The organism is Cutibacterium equinum (genome assembly GCF_028021195.1).
Lineage (GTDB): Bacteria > Actinomycetota > Actinomycetes > Propionibacteriales > Propionibacteriaceae > Cutibacterium > Cutibacterium equinum.
This window is the reverse complement of the sequence record NZ_CP115668.1, coordinates 2079514-2103003: the sequence shown is the minus strand read 5'-3', so window position 1 is coordinate 2103003 and position 23490 is coordinate 2079514. Positions and strand designations below refer to the sequence as shown.

The window sequence follows — 23490 nt, the reverse complement described above, 5'->3', positions numbered from 1 at the left end:
GACTCACGCCCTTCTTTCGGTTTAGAGCTGCTCGAGGATCGAGAAGAACTGCGACTGGTTCAGTGCACCTTCCAGCGGTGTAACACCGTCTTGGAACACCATGTAGTACCGGAACTGGTTACCTGCTAGCGAGGCCCACTTGTTGCCGAGCTTGATTTTGCGCCTGGAGTCATCGTTCTTGAGCTGTTCTCCCTTAGGCTCGACCATCACCACGGTGCCGCTGGTGGTCATCACAATGAAGTCCGGGTAGTGGTTGAACGGGCCATTGATTGCGAAGCCTTTTCGTTCAATGTTGCGATGCCACCACCGCACGTTCTCCATGCCTGAGAACCGGGCGGCGAATTCCGTCTCGTCCTTATTCATCTGGTCTTCGGCCTCATAAAGCGAACCGCCGATCAGCGAGGTCGAGTGGATGGGCTGAATCACCACCGGCAGATTGTAGGTGTATCGAATGTCGATGTGGCGGGTTTCGATCGCGTCATAGAACTTCTTGGTTTTGTACTCCTCCAACAGCCCCTTGATCTTGTCGCGGATTTTGTCGGCCACAGCGTTCGGCCGCTCCTGGTAGGTCAACAGATCCTCAGGCCCGAAGTTGTCGGCAATCCGCCCGATGTAGGAACGCAGGTCGGAATCGTTGACAGAGTTGATCGGCTTAAGGCGCTCATAGATCGCTTCGGCAGCGTTGCGTTTCTGGGATTCGACACTCAGCCTGCTGAAGTGTTCCCGCATGATCTTCTGGTCAGAGGCACTCATGCGGAACGCGCGCGGCACATCAGCTTGTTTCTTCACATCGATCTTGTACATCTGCTCGTCAGCGATCGTCAGGTCGAGTTGAATGTCCTTATCGCGCAGCACGAAGTCTGCGGCAAGCGCATCATTGCGCAGAAGATCCACCCCGTCACCGCCAGTTGGGAACAACACCGACGGAGGAGTCTGGATAACAAACTGCGGAATCTTCAGCTCGGAGACTTCGTCACGGTAGTCGGCGATCATTTCCGTAGTGTCCACAGTGTCCTCCAAATCCGAGGGAACAAAAACATCACCAAGCTGCGCCGCCTGCTCTGCCTCATGCTCATAATCAGCTCCTTGCTGTGCAGCGTGCTCGAGCATCGACGCCAACCCGGCATGAGCGTCACCAGGCTCGGCTGTCTCGCCTGCAGCCGTGCCTCGCTGCTCCAGGCCGGAGGCGACATCGTTCTCATCGAAATCGAGGAAATCTTCGTCAGCAGTTACGGATTCATCCACAGGTTTCCCGGGCTGCGGTTGAGGAGCTGGCGCGGTTGACCCTGGGGTGAAATCAAGTACCGATTCGTCTGCGGCACGGAAGTCGCGCCTGGAGAACCCTGCACTATTCAAGCCCGCAACGATCTGTTCGAGCGTGGCACTGAAATCATTCGATGAGGTCAATACGTAGCTCATGTTCAACAGCTGGTTGCGCTGCCGGGCGGCGTGAGGCTGGCGAAGCACACGGCCCAGGATCTGCTCCACGTCCACTTGGCTGGTCTTGTTCGCAAGGGACGCCAAAATGTAGGCGAACGGGCAGTCCCAGCCCTCCTTGAGCGCATTGACCGTGATGATATAGCGGATCTCGCACTCAGGGCTCAGCAGATCCACACCCTTGAGTTCGTTGATGTTTGCCGTCTTGATAGCGATCTGCTCGGCCGGGATGCCGGTGCCTACCAGCTTGTCACGCAGTTTCTCGAATGACGTGGCATCCTCGCCGGTCTTCGGTTGCGCCTGGAACAGCACGATCGGGCGAATATAGCGCCCACCCGCAGCTTGTTGCTGGGCGGCTGCGGTTTCGAGTGACTGTCGCAGATCGATCGCATCCGTGACCACCTCAGCCTGCGAAGACCGGTTGTAGGCGATCACCGGGAGCTTGACCATGTTCTCGTTCTTCAACGCCAACGCATCAACGTACGAGATGATGTTCGACTGCTTCTTCGGTGTCGCTGTCAGATCAAGAATGAACGCTGGGTTGAAGTTCACCAGCATCTCGGTACTTAAGTTACTCGTGGCATGATGCGACTCATCCACGATCACCACCGGATTGAGCTGATTAATCACCTGGAACAGCGCAGTCTCATCAGCGTTCTCGATCGGCTGCTCCGGGGCACCCAACGCAGTCGCGAACGGTGCCAGATTGCCGTTAGCTTGATACGCCTTACGGCCTTCCTTATTTGCCGAGCGGAACGAGTCATACGACAGCACCATCACTGACAACTGCTCAGCCACCGTAGCGGGGCTGAAGTTCTGCCCGGCCAGCAGTTCCTCCTTCGAGTAGACCTCCACGCGGCCAGTGAAGTCAGCATTCAACCGTTGACGGTACGGGTGATGCGGATCCTTCAACGCTGCCAACGTTTGGGTCAATATCGCATCGGACGGCACAAGCCACACCACCGCCCGGCGACGCACCAGCGGCAACGCATCAAAAATCGGCTTCACCGACGCACACGCCAAGAACGTCTTACCACCACCCGTGGGCACCTTGTAACACACATGCGGAACCTCATCGATGATGTTCTGATACCCAGGGATACCATCCCTACCAACAGGGATCTGGCGTGACTCCCAAAACGCGGTAAACGCCTCGCTCAGTGACGAGTGCTCCTTCAGCTGCGCAAGGTAGTCCGTCAGGTCGGCAATCACACGCTTTTGATACTTCTTCAATTCCATGATCGAGCTCCTGGCCTTACAAGCGGGTGATATCCCGAGGGATCTTCTTAAACGTGATCGAATGCGCCGCCAACTCCTGCTCAGACAGCACACACGTATCGGCATACATCACATACGCCTCAGCCGCACACTCCGCCGGGATTGACGCCAAATACTCCCGATCAAGCACAGTCGGTGCCTCGGCATCAAAAGCAAAGAAATACGCCACCCCGGTAACAGAACGCCCCAGGAAGTCAGCATGAATATCGGCCGAGCCTGACTCGTATGCCTGGCCAGTCTCCGTGAACCAGATGTACTCACGCACACGCTCCAACGGAACCTCAGGATTCAGGTCGCCACCAATAAGTAGTGGGGAGCCAAGTTCGTAGTAGGAAAAGCTGCCGCCGGTACCCGAAACATCGTCCTCGTGCTCCTGTCGTGCAACCACTTGAACAAAGGATGAGCCTGACTTGCCGGTAACTTTTGTGACGATCTTCGGCCGCAGCACTTTCGTGTAGTTGCCCCGTGCCTGCTCGAAAATTTCCGTGGCCTCCGCCAAAAGGTTCTCGCCCTTGCGCAACGCGCTCAAAGTCAGTTTCTCCTCGAACAGCACGTGCTCTTCGGTACGTGTGTCTTTGAACCCGTGAATCGTGCGGCGAACGCGCTCAGCAGTCACCGTATCGGCGTAGTCGCCGAGTTCGACAAGAATGAATCTGCGCTCTCCGCCATCTTGCTTGTTGACGTTCAGCACGGCTTGACCGGTTGTGCCAGAGCCTGCAAACGAGTCCAACACTAGGTCACCGGGCTCGGTTGCGATTTTCAGGATCCGTTCGATGAGCCGAGTCGGCTTCGGGGTATCGAATGCCACCCGGCCGTCAAAGATCGCGCGAACCTCTTTCTTTGCCTCGTCTGTGTGCCCGGCCACGTCATAGGGCCAGAAATTTGTTGGCAACAGACCTCCAACACTATCGAGATAGGTTTTGCGTCGAACTCCTCCGTATCCACCCTTAGTGAAGTAGAAGCGTGGCCACTGCCCGCGATCCATCACTGCCTGGGCATCCGCACGGGCCTCGTCCAAGGGTTTGCTCAGAACAATTCCGAGCACGTCCGGCTTAACGGCAGCGACAGGGATGCCGCACACTTCAGCCCTCTTCTCTGCGTCATCGAGATCACGGAGCTCGTATTCAGTCCAACCCCGCATCAGCCGAAGAACTTCAGATTGTTCAAATGTCCAGCATCGACCACGTGCAGGATAAATGAATTCCCCTGTAAATGGAGACTGGACCGCGTACACCATTCCTTGGTGAGTTGCCGCACCAGGCGCGAAAGCATCAGAGCTGGTCCAAGGCTGAATATCGTTGTCGGGATTCTTGTAGATCGAATCCATGTCTTCGGTGCGTTCCAGCTTGTTTGGGTTCCATCCGGGCTGTTTGGAGAAGACGAGAAGGTGTTCGACCTCGGCCGGGATGCCTTTGGAATCGTTTCGTGTGGAGTAGGTGCGTTGCCAGCAGATATCGGCGACGAAGCACCGGTTACCGAAGATCTCGTCACAGATGAGCCGCAGTGGTGCCGCCTCGTTATCGTCGATCGAGATAAAGATGACCCCGGTCGGTGACAGCAGCCGGTGCAGCAGCCGCAGGCGTGGGTACATCATGCAGAGCCACTTGTCATGGCGGCTGAGGTCTTCGCCTTCTTTGCCGACGACTTCGCCGAGCCATTTCTTGATGCGCGGGTCGTTCACGTTGTCGTTGTAGACCCAGCCCTCGTTGCCGGTGTTGTAGGGAGGGTCGATGTAGATGCAGTCGACTTTGCCTTCGTATTTGGGCAGTAGGGCTTTGAGGGCTTCGAGGTTGTCGCCATGGATGATCATGTTCTCGGAGCCGTTGTTGTCATTGTGTTGGCCGGTCTCGTCGAAGGAGTACTGGCGGTCGAGGACGCGGTAGGGCACGTCGAGGTGGTGGGTGATGACTTTGTCTTTGCCTACCCATGTCAGTTCAGGCATCTGCGCCCTCCTCTTTCTGCCTTGTTACGTCTGTTTCTGCTGCCCCGCCGGAGCGAACCCATTCGTCTATCTCACTGAGTTTGAATTTCCATTGCCTGCCTACTTTGTAGGCGGGCATATTTCGTTTCCCGATCCATTGGGTGATCGTTTCTCTGCGGGCACCTAAATGCTCCTGGACGTCTTTCATCGTGACCCATGGTTCGAAGGGGTCTGTCATCTGCGCCCTCCGTTGATGGAGACATTCGGGTTGACGACGGTCGCTTCCACGTTGAATTGATTCGAAGATCCGGGGAAGCAGTTCGTTCCGCTCTCGTCGTGCATCTGCCATTCACTGGTGGCTTTTCCTTCGCGTCCGTGTGCAGTGAATTGTGCTCTGATCTCTATGAGGTTGTTTTTCGACGGTGCGCTATCCGGGATAGGGATCACCGCTGCTGCTGGCCGTATTCCATTGTCTTTTGGGTTTGTGCAGACAAGAGTTCGCCCTACCCATGGTTCGTGTCCAAGGTTCTTCATGACCCATCGGTGTTCGAATCCGCCCCAGAATGCCGGACGATAATCCTGTTGCGTGGGCGGGTACAAGACGTCTACTTTGTCGCCGGGGCGGGGTGGCGGCTGATAGATCGCTTGATCGTCGGGGACACCCCCATTGACTCGCCGAAGGTAGTGGTCAAGGAGTCGTTCAGTGTTTTCTGGGGTGTGAATGATCGAGTTCAGCCAGTCTGTTAGTGCCAAGAAGAACGCAGCCTGGTCTACTTGTCCCCTTCCGCCGAGCCCCGTTTTCTCGGCGATCTCGCGGATGCGGTCTTGAACGTCCTTGCGCTGCCCTGGCCCGGGAGTGATGTGGTCTTGAAGGAAATCTCGAAGAGCCTCGCGGTCGATTGGCTTGGGGAACATTGACCGGATATCTGGGTCAAGCGGAGCTTCCCTTTTGAACAACTTCGGGCCGTAATCATCGCTGACCTGATAGGACGATCCGCACGCTGAAAAGAGCGCTTGGGCAAATTTCGTCTGGCTTGTGACTTTGCCGTTTCGTTTGTAAACGGCTGTGCAGAAGCTACGAAGGGTCATCGCTGTGCGCTCCTTTGCCGATCAGTCCAAGAACCAGTCCATCCAGTCCAAGTTTTCGAGCCGTTGAGTCCAAAAACGATGTCGTGAAATGAACATGTGAGCAGATCACGGCCTTTGAGACTCAGTTTGACCCCTTCATTGTCTCACAAGACCACGCTTCAACGCTCACTAACACGCACCCGGCACGGGTGAATCGGATCGAGCAGGAGGAGGTGATCACCATGGCGAGGAACTCGAAGCAAACGTCGCGGGCTGTTGCGCGCAAGGCGTCGGCTGCACTGCGTGACGGGCGTTCGTCTGCCAGGACGAAGTCGGTCGCGGCGTCGGCTCTGGCGCAGGCACGTCCGTCGAAGAAGGGCAAGTAGCCCCTGAGGTTGGTTCGTCTGCGTGTCGACAGCGCCGAGTCCACCACTTGTTCATTGCTGGCCGTCTCGTACCGGTAGCTGGCCGGTCAGCACACCTTCTCTGCGGCTGTAGCTAAGCCAGCAGACCTATTTGTCAATCAATTTCACTTGGGAGACCCCGTTCAGGCCTGACGGGCACCTCGCCTCGCTGCCATCAGCGCAGCAGGTGGGGTGCCCGTCGTCATATCCGCCTTGAACGCTCTCCTCTCGTGAATCCTATCCCGGCCTGAGCACTGGGTCTTCCGCAACGAATGCGGAGGAGCCATGAAGCTCACGATTACATCAGAACCCATCAGGAACTACACCGGCGCGAAGGCACGTATCGACCGTGACTTGGAAGCCTCACCTGAGGAAGTGGCGGCGATGATCGCCACCGACCTCAAACAGCGCCAACAAGCAGCCGACGACCCGTCAACTCTCCAGCCGCGCACCGCCCAAGACATTGTCACCGAGCTCGGGCGCGATGAGTACAACGCGTGGCACACGCTGTGGCGGCAAGACCGCAACAAGGATGTGTTGTGTTCCTGGGAGGTGTGGAACGCCCACGGCAACCAAGACCTCTATGTCACGGCCTCGGCAGAGGACCAGTATTTCGCTGCCGAAGAGGAACGCACTCGCGAAGCCCTCATGGCTTTGATGCACGACCTGATCGACGGGCTGCCAGAGGTGCAGCGCGCGGTGGCGATCGCGATCCTGATAGAGCGCCGCCCGGCGACCCAGGTCGCTGTCGAGCGTGGAGTGAACAAGGCGGCCGTTTCACAGGCATTGAAGCGAGTAAAAGAGACCCTCATCCACAGGCTTAGGGAGGTGGGTGTTAACTCTTCGTCGGTTCCTGGCCTTCAGTTGAGCGACACACAGCGTGGCGCTCAGGAAGGAAAGAACCGATGAGTACCAAGCTCAAGCTCCGGGTCGGCAAGAAGCCCGATCCGAAGGCGACGATCTCAACCAAGGAAATCCGAGCCAGCAAGCGCCTGCTGCGCCACATCTTCGGCACCGCGACACCGCGCCACAAGATGGCCATCATCTTGCCCGGCTCCGACACCACCGAAGTCGAAGTCCGCATCGCCAACGCCGCCGATGACAATCTCCTGGCCCTGGCCCGCGCAGTCGGCGCCACCCGTGGTGGTGATCAGCAATGAACATCACCAAAGCCAACCGGTACATCACCGCGTTGAACCGGATTGCTGAAGGGGCGACGATGCTCGCCCAAGCAATCGAAGAATCCGCCTGGGAGAACTTCGAAGACCACGCAGGCATGCCTGGCACACGTCCGATCGCGGCTGCCCAGCTGGCGCAGCCAGCTCTCGAGGATGCGGCCGAGGAGTACGACACCACCCACCAACAGACCAGCCCAGAGCCTGCGAAGGCTGAGGAACCGGAGCCGGTGACGCTTGAGCAGGTGCGCGCCGTACTCGCACGTCTCTCGCAGGCTGGTCACACCACCAAGGTGCGCGAACTGATCCAAGCGGCGGGTGCAGGCAAGCTGTCCGAGGTCGATCCGGCCAAGTATGGGTGGTTGTTGGAGCGGGCGGAGGCGATGCCCGATGCCTGACCAACACGCGATGCTCAGTGCTTCTGGTGCACACCGTTGGCTGGCCTGCCCGCCCTCAGCACGGTTGGAGGCTGGGCTTCCGGAGTCGTCGTCGGCGGTTGCCGAGCAGGGCACGGTGGCGCACGGGTTGGCGGAGTGGAAGCTACGCCGCGCCCTCCACGACTCACCAACGATCAAGCCGGTCTCGGAGTGGATCGACGACGAAATGGAAGCGCTCACCGACGACTATGTGGCGTTCATCCAAGAACGGCTGCGTGATGTGCGTGCCACACGTGCGGATCCGACCGTACTCATCGAGCAACGCCTCGACTTCTCCCACGTGGTGCCGGGTGGATTTGGGACTGGGGATGCCGTGATCATCGCCGAACCCATGCTCCAGATCATCGACCTGAAATACGGCCAGGGGGTCTTGGTCGAGGCCGAGCACAACCCACAGTTGATGCTCTACGCCCTCGGTGCGCTGAACGCGTTCGGGTCGCTCTATGACATCGACGAGGTTGCGGTGACGATCTTCCAGCCGCGCAGGGGCAACATCTCCACCTGGCACGTCACCGTGGCGGAGTTGGAGGCGTGGGCTGAGCAGGTGGTGAAACCAACCGCCGCACTCGCAGCCCGTGGTAACGGCGAGTTTGCTTCTGGTGAGTGGTGCCGGTTCTGCAAACTCAACCCAACCTGCCGCACGAGAGCCGAGGTCAACCTCGCACTGGCGCGGCACGAGTTTGCCCCTCCAGCTGAGCTCGACGACGCCGAGATCGCGGCCGTGCTGGCCCAGTTGCCGCAACTGAAGGCCTGGGCGGCGGACGTCGAAGCCTACGCACTGTCGTTAGCGGTCAATCAGGGCAAGACCTGGTCAGGGTTCAAGCTCGTCGAAGGCCGCTCCATTCGCAAATACGCCAACGAGCAAGCCGTCGCCCAGGCCGCTGAGGCTGCCGGGGTGACTGATATCTACGAGCGCAAGCTCAAAACCATCACCGCCCTCGAGAAGCAGCTCGGCAAGAAACGGTTCACCGAACTCCTCGGTGACCTCGTCGTCAAACCGGCAGGCAAACCTGCCCTGGTTCCCGAATCCGACAAGAGGCCCGCACTGGACATCCAGTCAGCAACAGACGAATTCAGCGAAATCAAGTAACAACGAAGAAAGAAGGTAAGACAAGTATGTCTACAACCAATCTGACCCGCGTGGTCACCAATGAGGTCCGCCTCTCCTACGCCAACATTTTCGAAGCCAAGTCGATTCAGGGCGGTAAGCCCAAGTACTCCGTGTCGCTCATCATCCCGAAGTCCGACACCGAGACCCTGGCCAAGATCGAACGCGCCATCGACGCAGCGATCGATGCCGGGATTGGCAAGTTTGGTGGTAAGCGCCCGAACAAGGCCGCGCTCAAGCTGCCGCTGCGTGACGGCGATATCGAGCGCGACGACGAAGCGTATGCGAACGCGATGTTCGTCAACGCCAACTCGACCACGCCACCCCAGGTCGTTGGCGCCGATCTGCAGCCGATTTTGGACGCGTCCGAGGTGTATTCGGGCTGCTACGCCCGCGTCTCCGTCTCCTTCTATGCGTTCAACACGAACGGCAACCGGGGTATCGCCTGCGGGCTGGGCAACATCCAGAAGCTGCGTGACGGCGAATCGCTCGGCGGCAACCGCATCAGCGCTGCGGACGACTTCGGGGTCTTCGCTGCCAGCGACGACTTCCTCAACTAGCCGGAAAGGGAGCGTGATCGTCATGATGTGGGACGTTTTCAACGCCATCACTTTGGCCGTATTGGTGTATGTGGTCATTCCGTTCTGGGGTGCGTGGTTCTTCCACTGGCTCAGAGAGAAGCGCGAGATCCGTAAAGATCGCAAGTGCATCGACCAGCTCATGGCTGATGCCGATGCGCAGCGAGAGCAGTACCGCACGCCCGCCAACCCATAAATCATCAACCTTTGGCTGGGAGAACATCCACCACTGTGGGTGTTCTCCCGGCCCTTAACCCATTGTGGAGCCGTTACCGTGCATGAGCTTTTCGTCGATCTCGAGACCTTTAGTCCCGTCAATCTCAACAAATCCGGGGTCTACCCGTATGCCGAACACCCTGACTTCGACATTCTGCTATTCGGCTACTCCATCGACGGTGGCCCCGTCCAGGTCATTGACCTGGCCTCGGGTGAGGCGCTACCGGGCGAGGTGGTGGAGGCGTTGGTGGATCCGGGCGTGACGAAATGGGCGTTCAACGCGGCCTTCGAACGGGTCTGTCTCTCAGCCTGGCTGCACCGCCACCACCCAGAGCTGATGGTAGGACACACCTTTCTGGATCCCTCGCAGTGGCGGTGCACCATGGTGTGGTCGGCCTACGTGGGGTTGCCGATGAGCCTCGAGCAGGTTGCCACCGTGCTGAATCTTGATGTTCGGAAGGATGCGGCGGGCAGGAAGCTCATCACCCAATTCTGCACTCCCGCGAAGCCTACGGTGTTAAATGGTGGGACAACGCGGAACCCGCCCTCATCGGATCCTGCCGGGTGGGAAGCATTCACCGCCTATAACCGCCGCGACGTGGAAGTTGAACTCGCGATTCACGAGCGGCTCGCAGCCTTTCCCCTGCCCGAGGCCGAGTGGGACATCTACACACTCGACCAGACCATCAACGACGCGGGGATTCTGCTGGATAAGGTGCTTGTGGATAAGGCTGTGGAATGCGACCGGCAACACCGCGCCACCACGCTCGCGCGGGCGCAGAAATTGACGGGGTTAGAGAATCCCAATTCGCCGATCCAGCTCAAAGAATGGCTCGCCACCCACGGCTGCCGCATGACCTCACTGACCAAAACCGAAGTCGCAGCAGCATTGGAAACAGCCACCGGCACGGTTCGCGAGGCGTTGGAGCTGCGAGGCGACCTCGCAAAGTCCTCAGTCAAGAAATATGAGGCGATGCAGCACGTCGCCGGGCGTGATGGGCGCGGGCGGGGTTTCCTCCAATTTTACGGTGCAGGACGAACCGGTAGGTTCGCGGGCCGCTTGGTTCAGGTTCAGAACTTGCCCCGCAACTACCTCCCAGACCTCGATGAGGCCCGAGCGCTCGTGCGGACGGGAAACTTCGACGCAATTGAGCTGCTGTATCCGTCGGTGACTGACACGCTTTCCCAGTTGGTCCGTACCGCGTTCATCCCAGGCGAGGGGCACCGCTTCGTGGTTGCGGATTTTTCGGCGATCGAAGCCCGGGTGATCGCTTGGCTCGCCGGAGAAACTACAACCCTCAAAGCGTTTGAGGAAGGCAAGGATCTGTATTGCGAGATCGCGAGCAGGATGTTCGGCGTGCCAGTCGAAAAGCATGGCGTCAACGGCGATCTGCGGCAGAAAGGAAAAATTGCAGTTCTCGCTTGCGGATTCGGCGGCGCGGCAGGGGCGCTGAAAGCCATGGGTGCCCTACGCATGGGGCTCGCCGAACACGAGTTGCAGCCGTTGGTGGATGCGTGGCGGGCAGCCAACCCCAACATCGTCGACCTCTGGGCGCAGATCAATTCCGCTGCGATCGACGTGATCTCGACCCGTCAGCCCACCCGAGTTGGGCCGCTGAGGTTCACGGTGGAGTCCGGGATCTTCTTCATCGAGCTGCCATCTGGGCGACGCCTGGCGTATGTGAAGCCCCGCCTGGGTGAGAACCGTTTCGGTGGCACCTCGATCCTCTATGACGGTATCTCCACCGGACGGAAATGGGGCACTCTGGAGACCTATGGTGGCAAGCTGACTGAGAATATCGTCCAAGCCATCGCCCGCGACCTACTCGTCTACGGCATGCACCGAGTGAGCCAGGCTGGGCACTGGATCGTCATGCACGTCCACGACGAAATCGTCGTCGAAACCACCACCGCCACCGTCGACGAAATCTGTGCCCTCATGTCCACCGCACCAGATTGGGCAGCCGGGTTGCCGCTCGCGGCAGACGGGTATGAGTGCGAGTTCTACCGCAAAGACTAATCCGCGTAGGCCTACTCCAAATATTCCCGCACCAGCGCATACAACTCGGCAGCACCGGGGCGAGTATCGGTGCGTAGCCGGTAGGACCATTCGAAGATCATCTCGTCGTCCATCAAATCCAACACTGCCATGACAGTGTGTCGATCCATGACAGTGATCCTCGCCCGCTTCGTGGCTTGGGTCGACGGGGTATACCCGGGAAAATAAGCGATCTTCCGGCGTTCGGGTGTGGAGTGTTAACTCTTGCGCTGATTCTGGCCTTCTGCTGAGAGCCACTCGCACCAGCCGGTGCAACTTTCGTCTAACGGGCTCTCAGAACAGGAGCCTGTTATGGGCAACACGATCCAGACGTTCGCTCACGAGCGTTTCGGGCAAGTGAGAAGCGTCAGCGCCGATGATGAGACGTGGTTCATCGCCGCTGACATCTGCCAGGCACTCGAGCTGTCGAACCCCTCGGTTGCAGTATCACGCCTCGATGATGATGATGAGAAGGCTAAGTTCAACTTAGGGTTCTCCGGCGGCCCGACGTGGTGTGTCAACGAGCCCGGCCTCTACGCCCTGATCATGGCGTCACGAAAACCCGAGGCGAAAACGTTCAAACGCTGGGTCACCCACGAGGTGCTGCCATCGATTCGACGCCACGGCCTCTATGCCACCGACGAGCTGGTCACTAACCCCGAAGCGCTGCTCAAAGTGCTCGACGCCTACGTCGCCGAACGCCGCAAGACCGCTGAATTGACGTTGGAGAATCTCGCGCAAGCTCAAGCCCTGGCCGAAGCGAAACCGAAACTGTCCTACTACGACATGGTGCTCCAGTCCAAGGATGCGCTACCGATCACCGTGATCGCCAAGGACTACGGACTCTCGGGCCGCAAGCTCAACCAGCTGCTGCACGAGCTCGGTATCCAATACAAGCAATCAGGCGTATGGCTGCTGTATGCGGGTCATGCGGGAAACGGCTACACCGACACGAAAACCCACGTCATCAACGACGGCAACCACGCCAAGATCCACACCTACTGGACACAGAAGGGCCGACTGTTCATCTACGACCAGCTCAAGAACCGCCTCGGCATCCTGCCTTCCATCGAACAGAACGGTGGTGACGCCGCATGACGACAACTGCGATTCTGACCGGCCTGGACGTGGGGTTTTCGCCCCGCAACACCGAGGGCTACCCGGACCCCACAGCGTTCAAAGCGCTCAAGAACGTGCAGCGCGCCGAGTACGGCTACCGGCCCCTGGTGTATATCTGCTCGCCCTATTCAGGTGACGTGGACGCGAACGTGGAGGTGGCGCGCACGTTCTGCGCGCATGCGGTCGCGTCTAACAAGATTCCGTTGGCTCCGCACCTGCATTACCCCCAATTCATGAACGACCAGGATCCTGCTGAGCGGGAGTTGGCGATGTTTTTCAACCGGGTCCTGCTGTCCAAGTGTGAGGCGATCTGGGTGTACACCGCCCGGGTGTCGGCGGGGATGCGTGCCGAGATCGAGTGGGCACACCACCTCGACCTACCCGTGAAGTACTTTTCGGCCGATTTTGAGGAGGTCAGCATCTGATGAGTAACCATGTGAGAAACGTTGTACGTCAAGAGCGTATTGAAGAAGCTAACCGCGCCCAGTGGCGTGTGAACTTTGATGATGACACCACCTCGATTGGGGCCGTGGTTGATGGGCGGGTGCTTGCCTGTGAGCAACTGACATCAGTGGGCTGTTCGATCATGACCGCCACCGTTGGCACGAACGGTTTCCACGGTGGTGACGGTGGGCATGGCAGTCGACCCTATCTGCGATCTGCGGAAGAAGGCTGCGGCACTTTCATGATCAAACACGATCCACGCTCCCACACGTTGGACATTGTCGGTTACGGCGATGACGAGCTCGCCACGCTCATCAAGGTGCTCCGGTTCGCTGCCGACACTCTTCAAGCTCAATCAACCAGGGGTGATCTGCGATGAGAACAGTGACGCTCTACACAGCTCACGGGGCTGGGAGGGAACTGAATACAACCTATCCCCAGCGCCATGACATCACTGAACCGGCAGGGCTGGAACAAGCCGCCAGGTATGACCACGTTGCCGCCCAGTATGAGCACAATCAACGATCGAGTGCGAACTTCGTGACCTCGGACTGTCTGGTGATGGATGTTGATAACGACCACACCGAGGACCCCGACGAGTGGGTCACCCCAGAGGCTCTTGCCGGACAGCTACCGGGGGTAGCGTTCATGACCGCCACGTCACGTAACCACATGCGGGTAAAAGGCGTCCTGTCGGAGCGGCCGCGTTTCCACGCCTATTTTCCGATCACGCCAGTGACGGACGCGAATGAGTATGCGGGCTTGAAACGTCGTCTTGCTGCCCGGTTCGGGTTCTTTGATACGCAGGCTCTGGATGCGGGCCGGTTCATTTATGGCCACCCCACACCTGAGGTCACCTCCCATGAAGGCGAGGTCTTGATTGACCAGTAGCTGGCCGATGCCCTCGATGAGCAGTTGTTTACTGAGTGGGATGAGGGCACGCAGATTATCGAGGAAGGGGCGCGAAACGCCACCCTGTCCAGGTTTGCAGGCAAGCTGTTGATCCGGCTCGGCATGACGGCTGAGGCGCGGGCGCTGTTTGATCGCAAAGCCGCCCGGTGCCACCCACCCTTGCCAGAAGCGGAGGTCGAGTCGATCTGGCGCTCAGCCACCCGGTTCGCGAAGGGTGTTGAGTCCGAGCCGGGCTATCTGCCGCCCGACGAGTACGAGGCCAGCCTGGAGTCGGTGCGGCCCGGGGACTATAGCGATGTCGGCCAAGCCCAAGCCCTCAAAGCGGCATATCCTGACACGTTGCGGTATTCGGAGGCCACCGATTGGCTGGTCTACTACGCAGGGGTTTGGTACGAATCCGCGCCCGCAGCCCAGGCAGTTGCTCAGGAACTCACCGAACGGCAACTCGCCGAAGCACACGCCCTGCTCGAGGACGCGAAAGACCAGATGGCCACGACCGGTGCCGACATGGTGCTCGCCTCCATGTCCAAAACCAAAGCCCAAGGCATGTTCACCCAAGCCCAACGCGACGCATTCGCGGCATTTGAGGACGCTCGTGTGTATGCGGCCTATGCGCTGAAACGGCGGGAGTCACGGTCGATCACGAACTGCCTGAAAGAGGCTCGCCCGATGCTGCTCACCAGCCCCGAGCAGCTCGACGCGGACCCTTATCTGCTCAACACCCCATCTGGCACCTACGACCTACGCGTCGGGCAGGCCAGCAAGCGCGACCACGACCCAGCCGATCTGGCGACCAAGCAAACCAGCCTCGACCCCAACAGCGAGGGTGCCGAGATCTGGGCCGAAGCCCTAGACGTGTTCTTCCAAGGCGATACCGAGCTGATCGACTATGTGCAGCGGATTGTGGGGTTGGCCGCGATCGGGCAAGTGTTCGTCGAAGCCCTCGTCATCGCCTACGGCGACGGACGCAACGGCAAATCCACGTTCTGGAACACCATCGCCAGAGTACTCGGCACCTACGCAGGCAACATGAGCGCTGACGTGCTCACGATCGGTGGGATGCGCAACGTCAAACCCGAACTCGCCGAAGCGAAAGGCAAACGCCTCATCATCTCCGCCGAGTCAGAGGAAGGCGTGCGCATGTCAACCTCCGTGGTCAAACAGCTCGCGTCGACTGACCAGATTTATGCGGAGAAGAAATACAAGGCACCCTTCGCCTTCACCCCCTCCCACACCCTCATTTTGTACACGAATCATTTGCCCAGGGTGGGGGCGATGGACGCGGGTATTTGGCGCAGGCTGATCGTCATCCCCTTCGAAGCCAAAATCGACGGCAGTAGCGACATCAAGAACTACGCCGACCGCCTCTACCGCACGGCTGGCGGAGCAATCCTGGCGTGGATCATGGAAGGTGCCCGGCTCATCCACGCCGAGAACTACCACCTGACCGCTCCGGCGCGGGTGGTGGCGGCATCGGCGGCGTATCGGGAGGAGAACAACTGGTTCGCCCAGTTCCTCGACGCCCACTGCGATATCGACGACGGCCTGTCGGAGCGGGCGGGCGAGTTGTATCAGGCGTATCGGTTGCCCGATGATCTGTTCTTCGGTACCACTATTGGTACATGCATTATTGTGTTGAAGAAGTCCAAGGCGGACAACAGTGTCTTGTTTGTCAACGCTTCAGACCAGTTCAAACGGTTCGGCAACAAGAACAAGCTCACTGAAGAGAATCGGGCGCAGATCTTGGAGTGGTTCACGAACCGGGCAGACGTCGATTACGTCACCAAGCTGGTGAGCAATGAGGAGATCGCAGAGAACAATTACAACATCGCGGTCTCCAGTTATGTGGAGCCGGAGGACACTCGCGAAGAGGTCGACATCGTCGCGCTGAACGCGGAGATCAAGCGGATCGTCGCCCGTCAGGCGGAGTTGCGGGCCGCCATCGACGAGATCGTCGCCGACCTGGAGGGTGAGAACCAATGAGCGAGACACCTGGAGGGGAGATCTTGCTGTACCGCCGAGATGACGGGTCGGCGGCCATCGAGCTGAAGTTGGTTGACGAGACCCTCTGGCTCAGCCAACAGCAGATCGCTGAGTTGTTCCAGACATCGAGGGAGAACATCGTGGAGCACATCAGAAACATCTACGCAGAGGGGGAGCTTTCGAAGGAAACAACCTGTCGGAATTTCCGACAGGTTCGACTTGAGGGGCGACGCCAGGTTGCGCGCGAGGTCCCCTTCTACAACCTTGACCTCATTATCGCGGTTGGTTACCGGGTGAAGAGCCTGCTGGCCACGCAGTTTAGGATCTGGGCGACGGAGCGACTGCGCGAGTACCTCGTCAAGGGTTTCGTGATGGATGACGCCAGGCTCAAGGAGCTGGGCGGCGGGACTTATTGGCGAGAACTCCTCGAACGTATCCGTGACATCAGGAGCAGCGAAAAGGTTCTGTACCACCAGGTGTTGAAACTGTACGTAACGAGCGTCTGCGCAACGGCGTGCTCACCACCTCTGGCACAGCGATCACGCGGATCTTCAAGCCCGTCTCCCGCTTCTCGCGCGACGGCGGACATGACGACAAGAAGCGCCGGGTGATCGACAAGCTCAAGGCCCACGTTGAGCGGTTCCTGGGCCTGGGCGTCCGCGACGTTGATCTCGAAGACTGAGCCCCCCAAAACGGCTAGCTACGTGCGCACCGCGCGTTGGCGTCTCCCATCACCGTGATCATGAGGACCACTAAGACTTTTTCTTGGTGCCCCCGATCTCTTGGATAAGGATCGTGACGATCCCGATCGCCATGGTCCACGCCATCTCGCCGACAGCGCCATGCCACGGTTGTATGAGGGCGGTGAGGGCGAGGACGATGAGAGCCCATGCGGCAAGGAAGGCCATCAGAATGGCCAAACGCTCGGTTCGTGTTTGGCCCGATTTACCGTCGCCACGGGGGAATACTCGGTTCTCGCCAACCAGTTCTAGCAAGACTTTGCCGGGAATTAGGATGAGCAGGACACCGATAAACATCTTCAAGGCCCAGCGCCAACCAGTGAAGATCGCCACAATTGCGAACGCCACGGCCATGTAGAGCGTCAGCGCGACAGTGCCCGCGAGGATCCTCTCGGCGCGGGACGGTTCCTTCTCCTCAACGGTCATGACTTCCTCACACTCGTTCCTCAGTGCCGCTAGCACTTCGCTGCTGAGCCCGCTCACCACGGCCAAGTGTCCTCCAAACCGGCTCAAGAGCAAGCCGGGTCCGGGGCGATCTGAGGATGATACACAGTATATCGCCATGGCAGACATGGAGATCAGTGACGCCGAGTCCATCGGTTTCCTCCCTGGTCCGGACACAAACCCCGAACTGCTAGAGAGCGTCGAGGTCATGGACCTGTCGCTGGCGTCGGCCGCGAGGGGGCAGCGTCGTCAACGTGACGGTCATTCGCACCGGAACAACGGCTTCTGGGTGGGTGACTGACCAGGTAAGCTGCCGGGGCTTTATTCTGACGCCATGCTGACACGCTCTATGCCGGTTCTGCTCGACTGCGACCCTGGGATTGACGACGCGTTCGCGCTGGCCTACCTGGCCTGCCGTAGCGACGTCGAGACCGTCGGGGTGGTGACAACGGCTGGCAATGTCGGTCAAGACGACGTGCTGCGCAATGCCCTGGGGCTCACCGCTCTGCTCGGGGCCGATATTCCCGTGGCACGCGGGGCAGACCAGCCGCTGGTCGAGCCGATGATGACCGCCGAGGAGACCCATGGACCCCACGGCCTTGGTCATGCTCAGGTGGGGGAGTGCGGGCGTCGCCCCGATGAGCGCACCGGCGCGCAATTGTGGGTTGATCTTGCCCGGACATACCCCGGGGAGCTGGTTGGCATCGTCACCGGACCGCTGACGAACCTGGCCCTGGCGTTGCGGGAGGAGCCGGAACTACCGAGACTGCTCAAACGGCTGCACGTCATGGGTGGGGCGATCAATTACCGTGGCAACACCGGCCCGACGAGCGAGTGGAACATCGCGGTGGACCCGGAAGCTGCCCACGAGATCTTCGAGGCGTGGGGCCAGGCATCCAGGCGGCTCGTGCTCGGGGCCTTGCAGGCTACCGAGGTCATCCGGATGGACGAGGGTCACCGTCAGGCTGTGGCGGAGCTGGGAGACCATCCAGTTGTTGCCGTCCTGTCTGACGCGCTGCGGTTCTACTTTGAGTTTCACCAGGCTGACGGGTTGGGATGGTGCGCGTATTTGCACGACCCGCTCGTCGTGGCCCATGCGGTGACGGGTCGGTTCGCGCGGACTCGGCCGCTGGCCGTCGACGTCGAGTTGGCCGGGACGTTGACCCGTGGCCAGACTGTGGGCGACGAGTTGGGGCGGTGGGGCAAGGAGCCCAATGTTGATCTGCTGTGTGACGTCGACGCCGAGGGGTTCATCGAGCACCTCATCTCGACCTTGCGGGAGGGGTTGACAGTGAGGTCTGGCGAGTGAAGTACTTGCGATGTGCAGCCGGGATCTCAATGGTCCTCACCGCGGCCATCGTGGTGGCGAGGTCGTTCCATCGGTTCATCCCGGTTGTCAATAACAGTCAGCTCGCCGTCGTTGATCTGTGTCTTGTCATCCTTGCTGTCGAAGTCGTCGTGGAGTGCGTGCGCATGCCGACCCGCACGAAGAAGTGGCGTATCTTGCGGATCGTCGCCATTGTGGCTGCGTTGGGATTGAGCTGCCTTGTAGGGTTCGTCGCCCTGATTGTGAGCTCCATGACTGCGGACGAAGCTGGGTCGTTCACCAAGGACGATGAGACCTATTACGTCATACGTGTCTTCCCAGACAACATCGCGATGTACCGCAGGACATCATCGGTCACAATGACGCGGGTTGAGTTTGCCGACGATTCCGACCATGCGCTCGGATTTGTTCCGATGCCGGTTGCCATGGCGATAAGTACCGACGAGTACAGCGGGGAGTATTCCCAGATCATTCAAGACGTACGACGCGACCATCCTGACTGGTTGACCGACCGTTAGTAGGCTCCAAGGACGAAATGTTGCGCCTGCCAAAAATGGAGCGGGCGACGGGAATCGAACCCGCGTGTCCAGCTTGGGAAGCTGGCGCTCTACCATTGAGCTACGCCCGCATGTCCCTGAAGGGACTTGGGACAGTCTAGCGCATGTAGTCGCCTCGAGGCGACTCATCCCCGGTCGACCGGGTCAGTAACGCTGCGGAGTGGATCCGTAGGTGGCCGGGGGCGACCGGGAGGTCTGGACATGGTGACCGGCCTGACTTGGTACCGGCTGCCACGTTCAGACCTCTCCTTGACGGTGAACGAGTAGGTAAGGACGGTATGAACATGGCAACCGGGAGGGCATTAATATCGGAAAGAATCGACTATTCTAATCGGGGTCTATTCCTGGCTTTTGTCTTCATCTTGACCTTTGTCTTTGTCTTGGGGTTCGTCGTTTCGTAGCAGGCTGATGAAATCTGGGAGCATTAAAGCCAGAGCCAGACCTGCGGAGATCTTCCAGTAGTTAAGAGTATGGGTGGTTTTCGTTGTCAGTAGCAGGCAAACAAACGAGACACCGATGAGGTCCCATATGAAACGAAGCCACTTCTTCATATGATGCACCCCGCTACCGCATCTCCGACTCGGACCCATCCAGAAGCATCGGATCTATACCAAGCCCAAGTGCCTCCGATCGCACATAATGCGAGTCCACCGGGCCCGATTTTTTTCACGAGAAATCGGCCCGCTTTGCGTGCGACTGTTTTGGTTCCTGGATGCCAAGTTTTGCCATGAAGCCACTTTGCTTTCGGGCCAAGCCACTTGGCGGCGGATTTGATTCTGCTGGCAGCGGAGTTTGCCTTGCTGGCGACCTTTGACCCTGTCTTTTTTAACCATTTCTTTGTATTATTCCACCATGATGGGTCTGCGGTGATGGGATAAGTAAACGCCCTTGACTTGTGTTCGACGACTTGGATTAGGGTATTTCCTCGGACTTCAAAATGTGTGGGAACTCTCATTCCGCTTGCATCTCGAGCCCATGGTGTGTCTACACCACCAACAAGTTCAGGCTCACCGCCGGTATATTTGAAAAGAAAAGCAGTGCCAGTCTCGCTATCAAGAACAATTGAATCCACGTCAGGAAAAGAATAAGAGTAGCTTTCTGGTGCTCTATGGTCGCCTATTATACTGTAGACGCGGATGTTCCCTGTATCGGTCACTGTGGCGGCATAGGTGACATTATTTGATTTCGATGCGTTGACTCTCGCGAGTTTGCGGCCATCTGTGCCTAGGGTTTCTCCATTTGAGTCTTCGATCACCAGAGATCCTGAGTTGCTTTCTACTGTCGCCCGGCCGTCATTATTGGAAATCCGGATTGTTCCTGCTTCTGTTGAAGTCAAAATATCATTTCTTGACGTGGCCAGGCTCTGGTTGATTGATGTGTCAATTCCTTCATATGAAGATGCCTGATCGATAGTTTGAGTCGTTGGCATTTCAGAAGAATTGCCCGTACTGTCTGCGTGCGCCACTCCCGGTGATGCGAACATTAGCGCCATTGTTATGGCTACCGATACTGTGTACCGTAATTTCATTACCAACTCCTTTATGAGTCACATAGACTGGGTATCGGGAATCGAAGCCGCGTGTTCAGCTTGGGAAGCTGGCGCGCAGCCATTGAACGATGCCTGAATCTGCCCTAAGGCAAGGCTTACCTTAGTGCATGCCCTCGTTGCGAGATGACTCACCCCCGCGCCGAGCTGGTCAGTAATGCTGCGGAATGCGTCCGTAGGTGATCGGGGCGTCATAGCGGCGTATCTCGGGCGGTGCCGGGCGCCGCGAATCCATCCATTGGCGCACCGGGGGCAACCAGACGATGGCCCCGGCAGCGACGAGGAACGGCATTGCGATCCACGCCACCCAGTTCAGGGTCACGGCGGCGCATCCGACCACGACGCCGCCGATGGCTCCCCATCGCACCCAGCGACGTCCCAGCCAGGTGTTGACCGCAAGGATTCCCGGCATGGCCACCATGGCTGCGGCGATGCACATCATCGCAGTCGCCAGCAGGACCGACGCCAGCGATCCCGGTCTCGGGTGGGTCCACGTCATGAGGTGGGTCGCCTCGATGAAGGTGGCCATGTGGATCGACTGCCACCACGCCACCACCAAGGCGACCGCAGCAGCCACGGCTGCGACGTAATACAAACCAGCGGCGACGTGCCCCCATGTGGCCGAGGTTTTCGTCTGGGTCTCCACGTCGTCGGGAGGGGGAAGGGTGCCGATCGTCTCGGCACTGGCGCGCACCGGCTGAGTATCGTCGGCGCGCGCTGACGCGTCTTCCGATTCTCCGTGGCGGGGCTGCGGGTGTGCGGGCTGTTCGGTCACGATCCTCCTGGTGGTCTCGAACACCAGCTTAAACGCAGTGGTGAATTGCGTGAACCTCATGCAGGGACAGCAAGAGGGTGAGTCTGCGCCCGCAGTCAACGGGTGCGGCTACAGAGACTAGGCCCGTGCGCATGTGTGTGTGCCTTGTCGGCACCTGAACGTCGGGGGCATACGACCTTGCAACGACAGTCGCCGCGAGCGGGGCACTCGTTGTCACTGTCGACCATGGGCCGACGATGGTCGACAGTGACAGGCAGTAATTGGGGCTACTTGACCGCCCCCGAGGTAATGCCCGAAATGATGCTGCGCTGGAAAACGATGAACAGCGCCACAATCGGCAGGCTCATGAGCAGTACGTAAGTGAAGATCAAATGCCAGTTGTTGAGGTGCACTCCTGCGCTGGCGACTGAAAACAGATTAAGTGGCAGGGTGTCCATCCGACCTCCCACGATGAAAAAGGCATAGAAGACGTCGTTCCACACGTACAGGCTGATGAGGATGGTCGCCGTTGCCAGCACTGGTCGCAGTAAGGGGAGGATGACCGTCACGAAGACGCGCATCGGTCCAGCTCCATCGATGCGGGCCGCCTCCTCGAGGGATTCGGGTATGGTGCGGATGAACCCTGTGACGAAGAAAATCACCGTCGACAGGTACATTCCGACATAAGCGCAGATCATGCCGATCGCGTGGCCAGCCAATCCCAGCTGGCGTAACAGCAACACCAGGGTGACAACTGCTGGAGGCAGGATAATTCCCGAAATTCCGATAGCGTAGATCACCGAGACGAGCTTGCCTTGACGTCGAGCTAATACCCACGATGCCATTGATCCAATGATCAAGACGATGACCACTGAGGGAACGAGCAGGAGCAGCGAGCCCAGATATGCCCAGCCGATCCTTGTCTGATCGATGACAGTGGAGATGTTGGCCCATAGTTGCCAGTGCTGCGGCAGCGACATGTCCGGGGTGAGCGCTTCAGTCTGCGATTTGCCTGCGGTGACGACGACCGTCCACAGAGGTATCCCGACAACGACTAAAGCCAGCAAGACCGCGCAAATTGGTTGAATGATGCGTTTGATCATGACATCTTTCCCTCGCGGCGACGAAGCATCCCGATCACAGGGAATGCCAAGATGACGACAGCTATGAAGAGCACCAGACTCATCGTCGTCGCCTGGGCGTAGAGCCCCTGGCCGAAGGTTCGGTAAATGAAGAGGTTGAACAGTTCGGTGGAACCGCCGGGGCCTCCGCCCGTCGTCGCCTGGACGATATCGAAGGAGTTCATCGACCCGAGTAGGGCGGTGGCGACGTTGAACGTTACCGCTGGGGCAATGAGAGGCAGGCGGATCTGGTGGAAGGTTGCCCACCGTGACGCCCCGTCGATGCGTGCCGCTTCAAGCACTTGGGCATCGATCGTCTTGAGTCCGGCCAGGTAGACGAGCATCGACATGCCCATCCACTTCCATGCATGAATGACAATGCACACGAACAGAGTCCACGTCGTCGATCCCAGCCAGGAGATTTCTACTGGAGTGCCAGTGAGCATTCCAAGCATTTGGTTAAGCCCTCCGTTGGGGCGCAACAACGCTTGAAAGATGTAACCAGTCGCTAGTGCTGAGAGGATCACGGGGATGAAGAAGATCACCCGGACGATCTTGTTGACGAGAGTGTCGCGCTCCAGCATTACGGCCAGCATCAGGCCGAACAGATTTTGCAGGACGGCCACGCCACCTGCGTAAATCAGAGTGATGATGAGGGATTTCCGCAAGCTCCCTGATTCGATGAGATCGGCGAAGTTGCTCCACCCCACCGGATTGATGGTCGTCTTGAAGCTCGACCAGTCGGTGAAAGCGTAGATGAAGTTGTAAATCGTTGGTGTGAGGAAGAACACCGCGAGCACGGCGAACGCGGGTACGACGAATCCCCAGGGATGCGACTTATCTGCACTGCCGTGTCGCGGTGCGGCTGCCAACGAGGACATAC

Annotated in this window: 25 protein-coding genes, 1 tRNA gene and 1 pseudogene; 16 read left to right on the top strand and 11 right to left on the bottom strand. The window is 58.8% G+C overall.

Going from position 1 to position 23490, the window contains the following annotated elements; translation table 11 throughout:
* Positions 1-21: 21 nt before the first annotated feature.
* Genes O6R08_RS09580 through O6R08_RS09565 form a run of 4 tightly spaced genes read right to left on the bottom strand, consistent with a single transcriptional unit; the run spans position 22 to position 5725 of the window.
* Positions 22-2676: a DEAD/DEAH box helicase gene (locus tag O6R08_RS09580; protein WP_271417915.1), complete on the bottom strand. Its 2655-nt coding sequence runs from the start codon at positions 2674-2676 to the stop codon at positions 22-24.
* A 16-nt stretch (positions 2677-2692) separates the two neighbouring features.
* Positions 2693-4657 carry a site-specific DNA-methyltransferase gene (locus O6R08_RS09575; protein ID WP_271417914.1) on the bottom strand — a complete coding sequence of 655 codons (1965 nt, stop codon included), beginning with the start codon at positions 4655-4657 and terminating at the stop codon, positions 2693-2695.
* The gene (locus O6R08_RS09570; RefSeq protein WP_271417913.1) at positions 4650-4874 is read right to left on the bottom strand and encodes a helix-turn-helix domain-containing protein; all 225 of its coding nucleotides are present in this window, start codon (positions 4872-4874) and stop codon (positions 4650-4652) included. Before O6R08_RS09570 ends, O6R08_RS09575 begins: the two co-directional genes overlap by 8 nt.
* Positions 4871-5725, bottom strand: coding sequence for an NBR1-Ig-like domain-containing protein (locus O6R08_RS09565; RefSeq protein ID WP_271417912.1), 855 nt, complete (start codon positions 5723-5725; stop codon positions 4871-4873). The genes O6R08_RS09570 and O6R08_RS09565 overlap by 4 nt, the downstream gene beginning before the upstream one ends.
* Before the next feature lie 221 nt (positions 5726-5946).
* Here O6R08_RS09565 and O6R08_RS09560 point away from each other — a divergent pair, with 221 nt between their 5' ends.
* The 8 genes from O6R08_RS09560 to O6R08_RS09525 all read left to right on the top strand — a co-directional run bounded on the left by O6R08_RS09560 (position 5947) and on the right by O6R08_RS09525 (position 11642).
* Complete coding sequence (locus O6R08_RS09560; RefSeq protein WP_271417911.1) at positions 5947-6090, top strand: hypothetical protein; 144 nt, start codon at positions 5947-5949, stop codon at positions 6088-6090.
* A 303-nt stretch (positions 6091-6393) separates the two neighbouring features.
* Entirely contained in the window at positions 6394-7017 is a 624-nt protein-coding gene (locus O6R08_RS09555; protein ID WP_271417910.1) for a sigma-70 RNA polymerase sigma factor region 4 domain-containing protein, read from the top strand.
* Positions 7014-7268, top strand: a complete 255-nt coding sequence (locus tag O6R08_RS09550; protein WP_271417909.1) for a hypothetical protein — start codon at positions 7014-7016, stop codon at positions 7266-7268. Before O6R08_RS09555 ends, O6R08_RS09550 begins: the two co-directional genes overlap by 4 nt.
* Positions 7265-7681, top strand: a complete 417-nt coding sequence (locus tag O6R08_RS09545) for a hypothetical protein (RefSeq protein ID WP_271417908.1) — start codon at positions 7265-7267, stop codon at positions 7679-7681. The genes O6R08_RS09550 and O6R08_RS09545 overlap by 4 nt, the downstream gene beginning before the upstream one ends.
* Positions 7674-8810: a DUF2800 domain-containing protein gene (locus tag O6R08_RS09540; protein ID WP_271417907.1), complete on the top strand. Its 1137-nt coding sequence runs from the start codon at positions 7674-7676 to the stop codon at positions 8808-8810. The genes O6R08_RS09545 and O6R08_RS09540 overlap by 8 nt, the downstream gene beginning before the upstream one ends.
* A 50-nt stretch (positions 8811-8860) precedes the next feature.
* Positions 8861-9388 (top strand): DUF2815 family protein, encoded by a 528-nt coding sequence (locus O6R08_RS09535; RefSeq protein WP_456298774.1) that lies wholly within the window; start codon positions 8861-8863, stop codon positions 9386-9388.
* A 13-nt stretch (positions 9389-9401) separates the two neighbouring features.
* Positions 9402-9602, top strand: a complete 201-nt coding sequence (locus O6R08_RS09530; protein ID WP_408640104.1) for a hypothetical protein — start codon at positions 9402-9404, stop codon at positions 9600-9602.
* Between the two features lie 78 nt (positions 9603-9680).
* Positions 9681-11642 carry a DNA polymerase gene (locus tag O6R08_RS09525; protein ID WP_271417905.1) on the top strand — a complete coding sequence of 654 codons (1962 nt, stop codon included), beginning with the start codon at positions 9681-9683 and terminating at the stop codon, positions 11640-11642.
* Between the two features lie 11 nt (positions 11643-11653).
* On the opposite strand, the gene O6R08_RS09520 is transcribed toward O6R08_RS09525, so the two are convergent.
* Positions 11654-11791, bottom strand: a complete 138-nt coding sequence (locus O6R08_RS09520; RefSeq protein WP_271417904.1) for a hypothetical protein — start codon at positions 11789-11791, stop codon at positions 11654-11656.
* Positions 11792-11972: 181 nt separating this feature from the next.
* Between O6R08_RS09520 and O6R08_RS09515 the strand changes: the two genes are divergently transcribed.
* The 5 genes and pseudogenes from O6R08_RS09515 (at position 11973) to O6R08_RS09495 (ending at position 16729) form a co-directional block, all read left to right on the top strand.
* Positions 11973-12758, top strand: coding sequence for a phage antirepressor (locus O6R08_RS09515; protein ID WP_271417903.1), 786 nt, complete (start codon positions 11973-11975; stop codon positions 12756-12758).
* Positions 12755-13204, top strand: a complete 450-nt coding sequence (locus tag O6R08_RS09510) for a DUF7768 domain-containing protein (protein ID WP_271417902.1) — start codon at positions 12755-12757, stop codon at positions 13202-13204. The genes O6R08_RS09515 and O6R08_RS09510 overlap by 4 nt, the downstream gene beginning before the upstream one ends.
* Positions 13204-13602: a hypothetical protein gene (locus tag O6R08_RS09505; RefSeq protein ID WP_271417901.1), complete on the top strand. Its 399-nt coding sequence runs from the start codon at positions 13204-13206 to the stop codon at positions 13600-13602. The genes O6R08_RS09510 and O6R08_RS09505 overlap by 1 nt, the downstream gene beginning before the upstream one ends.
* Positions 13599-16118: pseudogene (locus tag O6R08_RS09500) on the top strand (phage/plasmid primase, P4 family). Before O6R08_RS09505 ends, O6R08_RS09500 begins: the two are co-directional and overlap by 4 nt.
* Complete coding sequence (locus O6R08_RS09495) at positions 16115-16729, top strand: virulence RhuM family protein (protein ID WP_271417900.1); 615 nt, start codon at positions 16115-16117, stop codon at positions 16727-16729. Before O6R08_RS09500 ends, O6R08_RS09495 begins: the two are co-directional and overlap by 4 nt.
* Before the next feature lie 141 nt (positions 16730-16870).
* Here the strand turns inward: O6R08_RS09495 and O6R08_RS09490 are convergent, their stop codons facing one another.
* Positions 16871-17284 carry a hypothetical protein gene (locus O6R08_RS09490; RefSeq protein ID WP_271417899.1) on the bottom strand — a complete coding sequence of 138 codons (414 nt, stop codon included), beginning with the start codon at positions 17282-17284 and terminating at the stop codon, positions 16871-16873.
* Positions 17285-17420: 136 nt separating this feature from the next.
* Here O6R08_RS09490 and O6R08_RS09485 point away from each other — a divergent pair, with 136 nt between their 5' ends.
* The 3 genes from O6R08_RS09485 to O6R08_RS09475 are packed head-to-tail and all read left to right on the top strand — an operon-like array spanning position 17421 to position 19147.
* Complete coding sequence (locus O6R08_RS09485; RefSeq protein ID WP_271417898.1) at positions 17421-17603, top strand: hypothetical protein; 183 nt, start codon at positions 17421-17423, stop codon at positions 17601-17603.
* Between the two features lie 33 nt (positions 17604-17636).
* Positions 17637-18611, top strand: a complete 975-nt coding sequence (locus O6R08_RS09480; RefSeq protein WP_271417897.1) for a nucleoside hydrolase — start codon at positions 17637-17639, stop codon at positions 18609-18611.
* Complete coding sequence (locus O6R08_RS09475) at positions 18608-19147, top strand: hypothetical protein (protein ID WP_271417896.1); 540 nt, start codon at positions 18608-18610, stop codon at positions 19145-19147. Before O6R08_RS09480 ends, O6R08_RS09475 begins: the two co-directional genes overlap by 4 nt.
* Before the next feature lie 36 nt (positions 19148-19183).
* Here O6R08_RS09475 and O6R08_RS09470 read toward each other — a convergent pair.
* The 5 genes from O6R08_RS09470 to O6R08_RS09450 all read right to left on the bottom strand — a co-directional run bounded on the left by O6R08_RS09470 (position 19184) and on the right by O6R08_RS09450 (position 23488).
* A tRNA-Gly gene (locus O6R08_RS09470) sits at positions 19184-19257 on the bottom strand.
* Positions 19258-19733: 476 nt separating this feature from the next.
* A complete protein-coding gene (locus O6R08_RS09465) occupies positions 19734-20714 on the bottom strand; it encodes a hypothetical protein (RefSeq protein WP_271417895.1) in 981 nt (326 codons plus the stop codon).
* 169 nt (positions 20715-20883) lie between these two features.
* Complete coding sequence (locus O6R08_RS09460) at positions 20884-21507, bottom strand: hypothetical protein (RefSeq protein ID WP_271417894.1); 624 nt, start codon at positions 21505-21507, stop codon at positions 20884-20886.
* A gap of 266 nt (positions 21508-21773) precedes the next feature.
* Positions 21774-22589, bottom strand: a complete 816-nt coding sequence (locus O6R08_RS09455; protein WP_271417893.1) for a carbohydrate ABC transporter permease — start codon at positions 22587-22589, stop codon at positions 21774-21776.
* Entirely contained in the window at positions 22586-23488 is a 903-nt protein-coding gene (locus O6R08_RS09450) for a carbohydrate ABC transporter permease (protein WP_271417892.1), read from the bottom strand. Before O6R08_RS09450 ends, O6R08_RS09455 begins: the two co-directional genes overlap by 4 nt.
* Positions 23489-23490: the final 2 nt, after the last annotated feature.

Excerpts from the sequence above, each read along its gene's own strand:
- O6R08_RS09580 (WP_271417915.1), bottom strand. The coding sequence starts at position 2,676 with ATGGAATTGAAGAAGTATCAAAAGCGTGTGATTGCCGACCTGACGGAC.
- O6R08_RS09575 (WP_271417914.1), bottom strand. The coding sequence starts at position 4,657 with ATGCCTGAACTGACATGGGTAGGCAAAGACAAAGTCATCACCCACCAC.
- O6R08_RS09570 (WP_271417913.1), bottom strand. The coding sequence starts at position 4,874 with ATGACAGACCCCTTCGAACCATGGGTCACGATGAAAGACGTCCAGGAG.
- O6R08_RS09565 (WP_271417912.1), bottom strand. The coding sequence starts at position 5,725 with ATGACCCTTCGTAGCTTCTGCACAGCCGTTTACAAACGAAACGGCAAA.
- O6R08_RS09560 (WP_271417911.1), top strand. The coding sequence starts at position 5,947 with ATGGCGAGGAACTCGAAGCAAACGTCGCGGGCTGTTGCGCGCAAGGCG.
- O6R08_RS09555 (WP_271417910.1), top strand. The coding sequence starts at position 6,394 with ATGAAGCTCACGATTACATCAGAACCCATCAGGAACTACACCGGCGCG.
- O6R08_RS09550 (WP_271417909.1), top strand. The coding sequence starts at position 7,014 with ATGAGTACCAAGCTCAAGCTCCGGGTCGGCAAGAAGCCCGATCCGAAG.
- O6R08_RS09545 (WP_271417908.1), top strand. The coding sequence starts at position 7,265 with ATGAACATCACCAAAGCCAACCGGTACATCACCGCGTTGAACCGGATT.
- O6R08_RS09540 (WP_271417907.1), top strand. The coding sequence starts at position 7,674 with ATGCCTGACCAACACGCGATGCTCAGTGCTTCTGGTGCACACCGTTGG.
- O6R08_RS09520 (WP_271417904.1), bottom strand. The coding sequence starts at position 11,791 with ATGGATCGACACACTGTCATGGCAGTGTTGGATTTGATGGACGACGAG.
- O6R08_RS09515 (WP_271417903.1), top strand. The coding sequence starts at position 11,973 with ATGGGCAACACGATCCAGACGTTCGCTCACGAGCGTTTCGGGCAAGTG.
- O6R08_RS09510 (WP_271417902.1), top strand. The coding sequence starts at position 12,755 with ATGACGACAACTGCGATTCTGACCGGCCTGGACGTGGGGTTTTCGCCC.
- O6R08_RS09505 (WP_271417901.1), top strand. The coding sequence starts at position 13,204 with ATGAGTAACCATGTGAGAAACGTTGTACGTCAAGAGCGTATTGAAGAA.
- O6R08_RS09495 (WP_271417900.1), top strand. The coding sequence starts at position 16,115 with ATGAGCGAGACACCTGGAGGGGAGATCTTGCTGTACCGCCGAGATGAC.
- O6R08_RS09490 (WP_271417899.1), bottom strand. The coding sequence starts at position 17,284 with ATGACCGTTGAGGAGAAGGAACCGTCCCGCGCCGAGAGGATCCTCGCG.
- O6R08_RS09485 (WP_271417898.1), top strand. The coding sequence starts at position 17,421 with ATGGCAGACATGGAGATCAGTGACGCCGAGTCCATCGGTTTCCTCCCT.
- O6R08_RS09480 (WP_271417897.1), top strand. The coding sequence starts at position 17,637 with ATGCTGACACGCTCTATGCCGGTTCTGCTCGACTGCGACCCTGGGATT.
- O6R08_RS09465 (WP_271417895.1), bottom strand. The coding sequence starts at position 20,714 with ATGAAATTACGGTACACAGTATCGGTAGCCATAACAATGGCGCTAATG.
- O6R08_RS09455 (WP_271417893.1), bottom strand. The coding sequence starts at position 22,589 with ATGATCAAACGCATCATTCAACCAATTTGCGCGGTCTTGCTGGCTTTA.
- O6R08_RS09450 (WP_271417892.1), bottom strand. The coding sequence starts at position 23,488 with ATGTCCTCGTTGGCAGCCGCACCGCGACACGGCAGTGCAGATAAGTCG.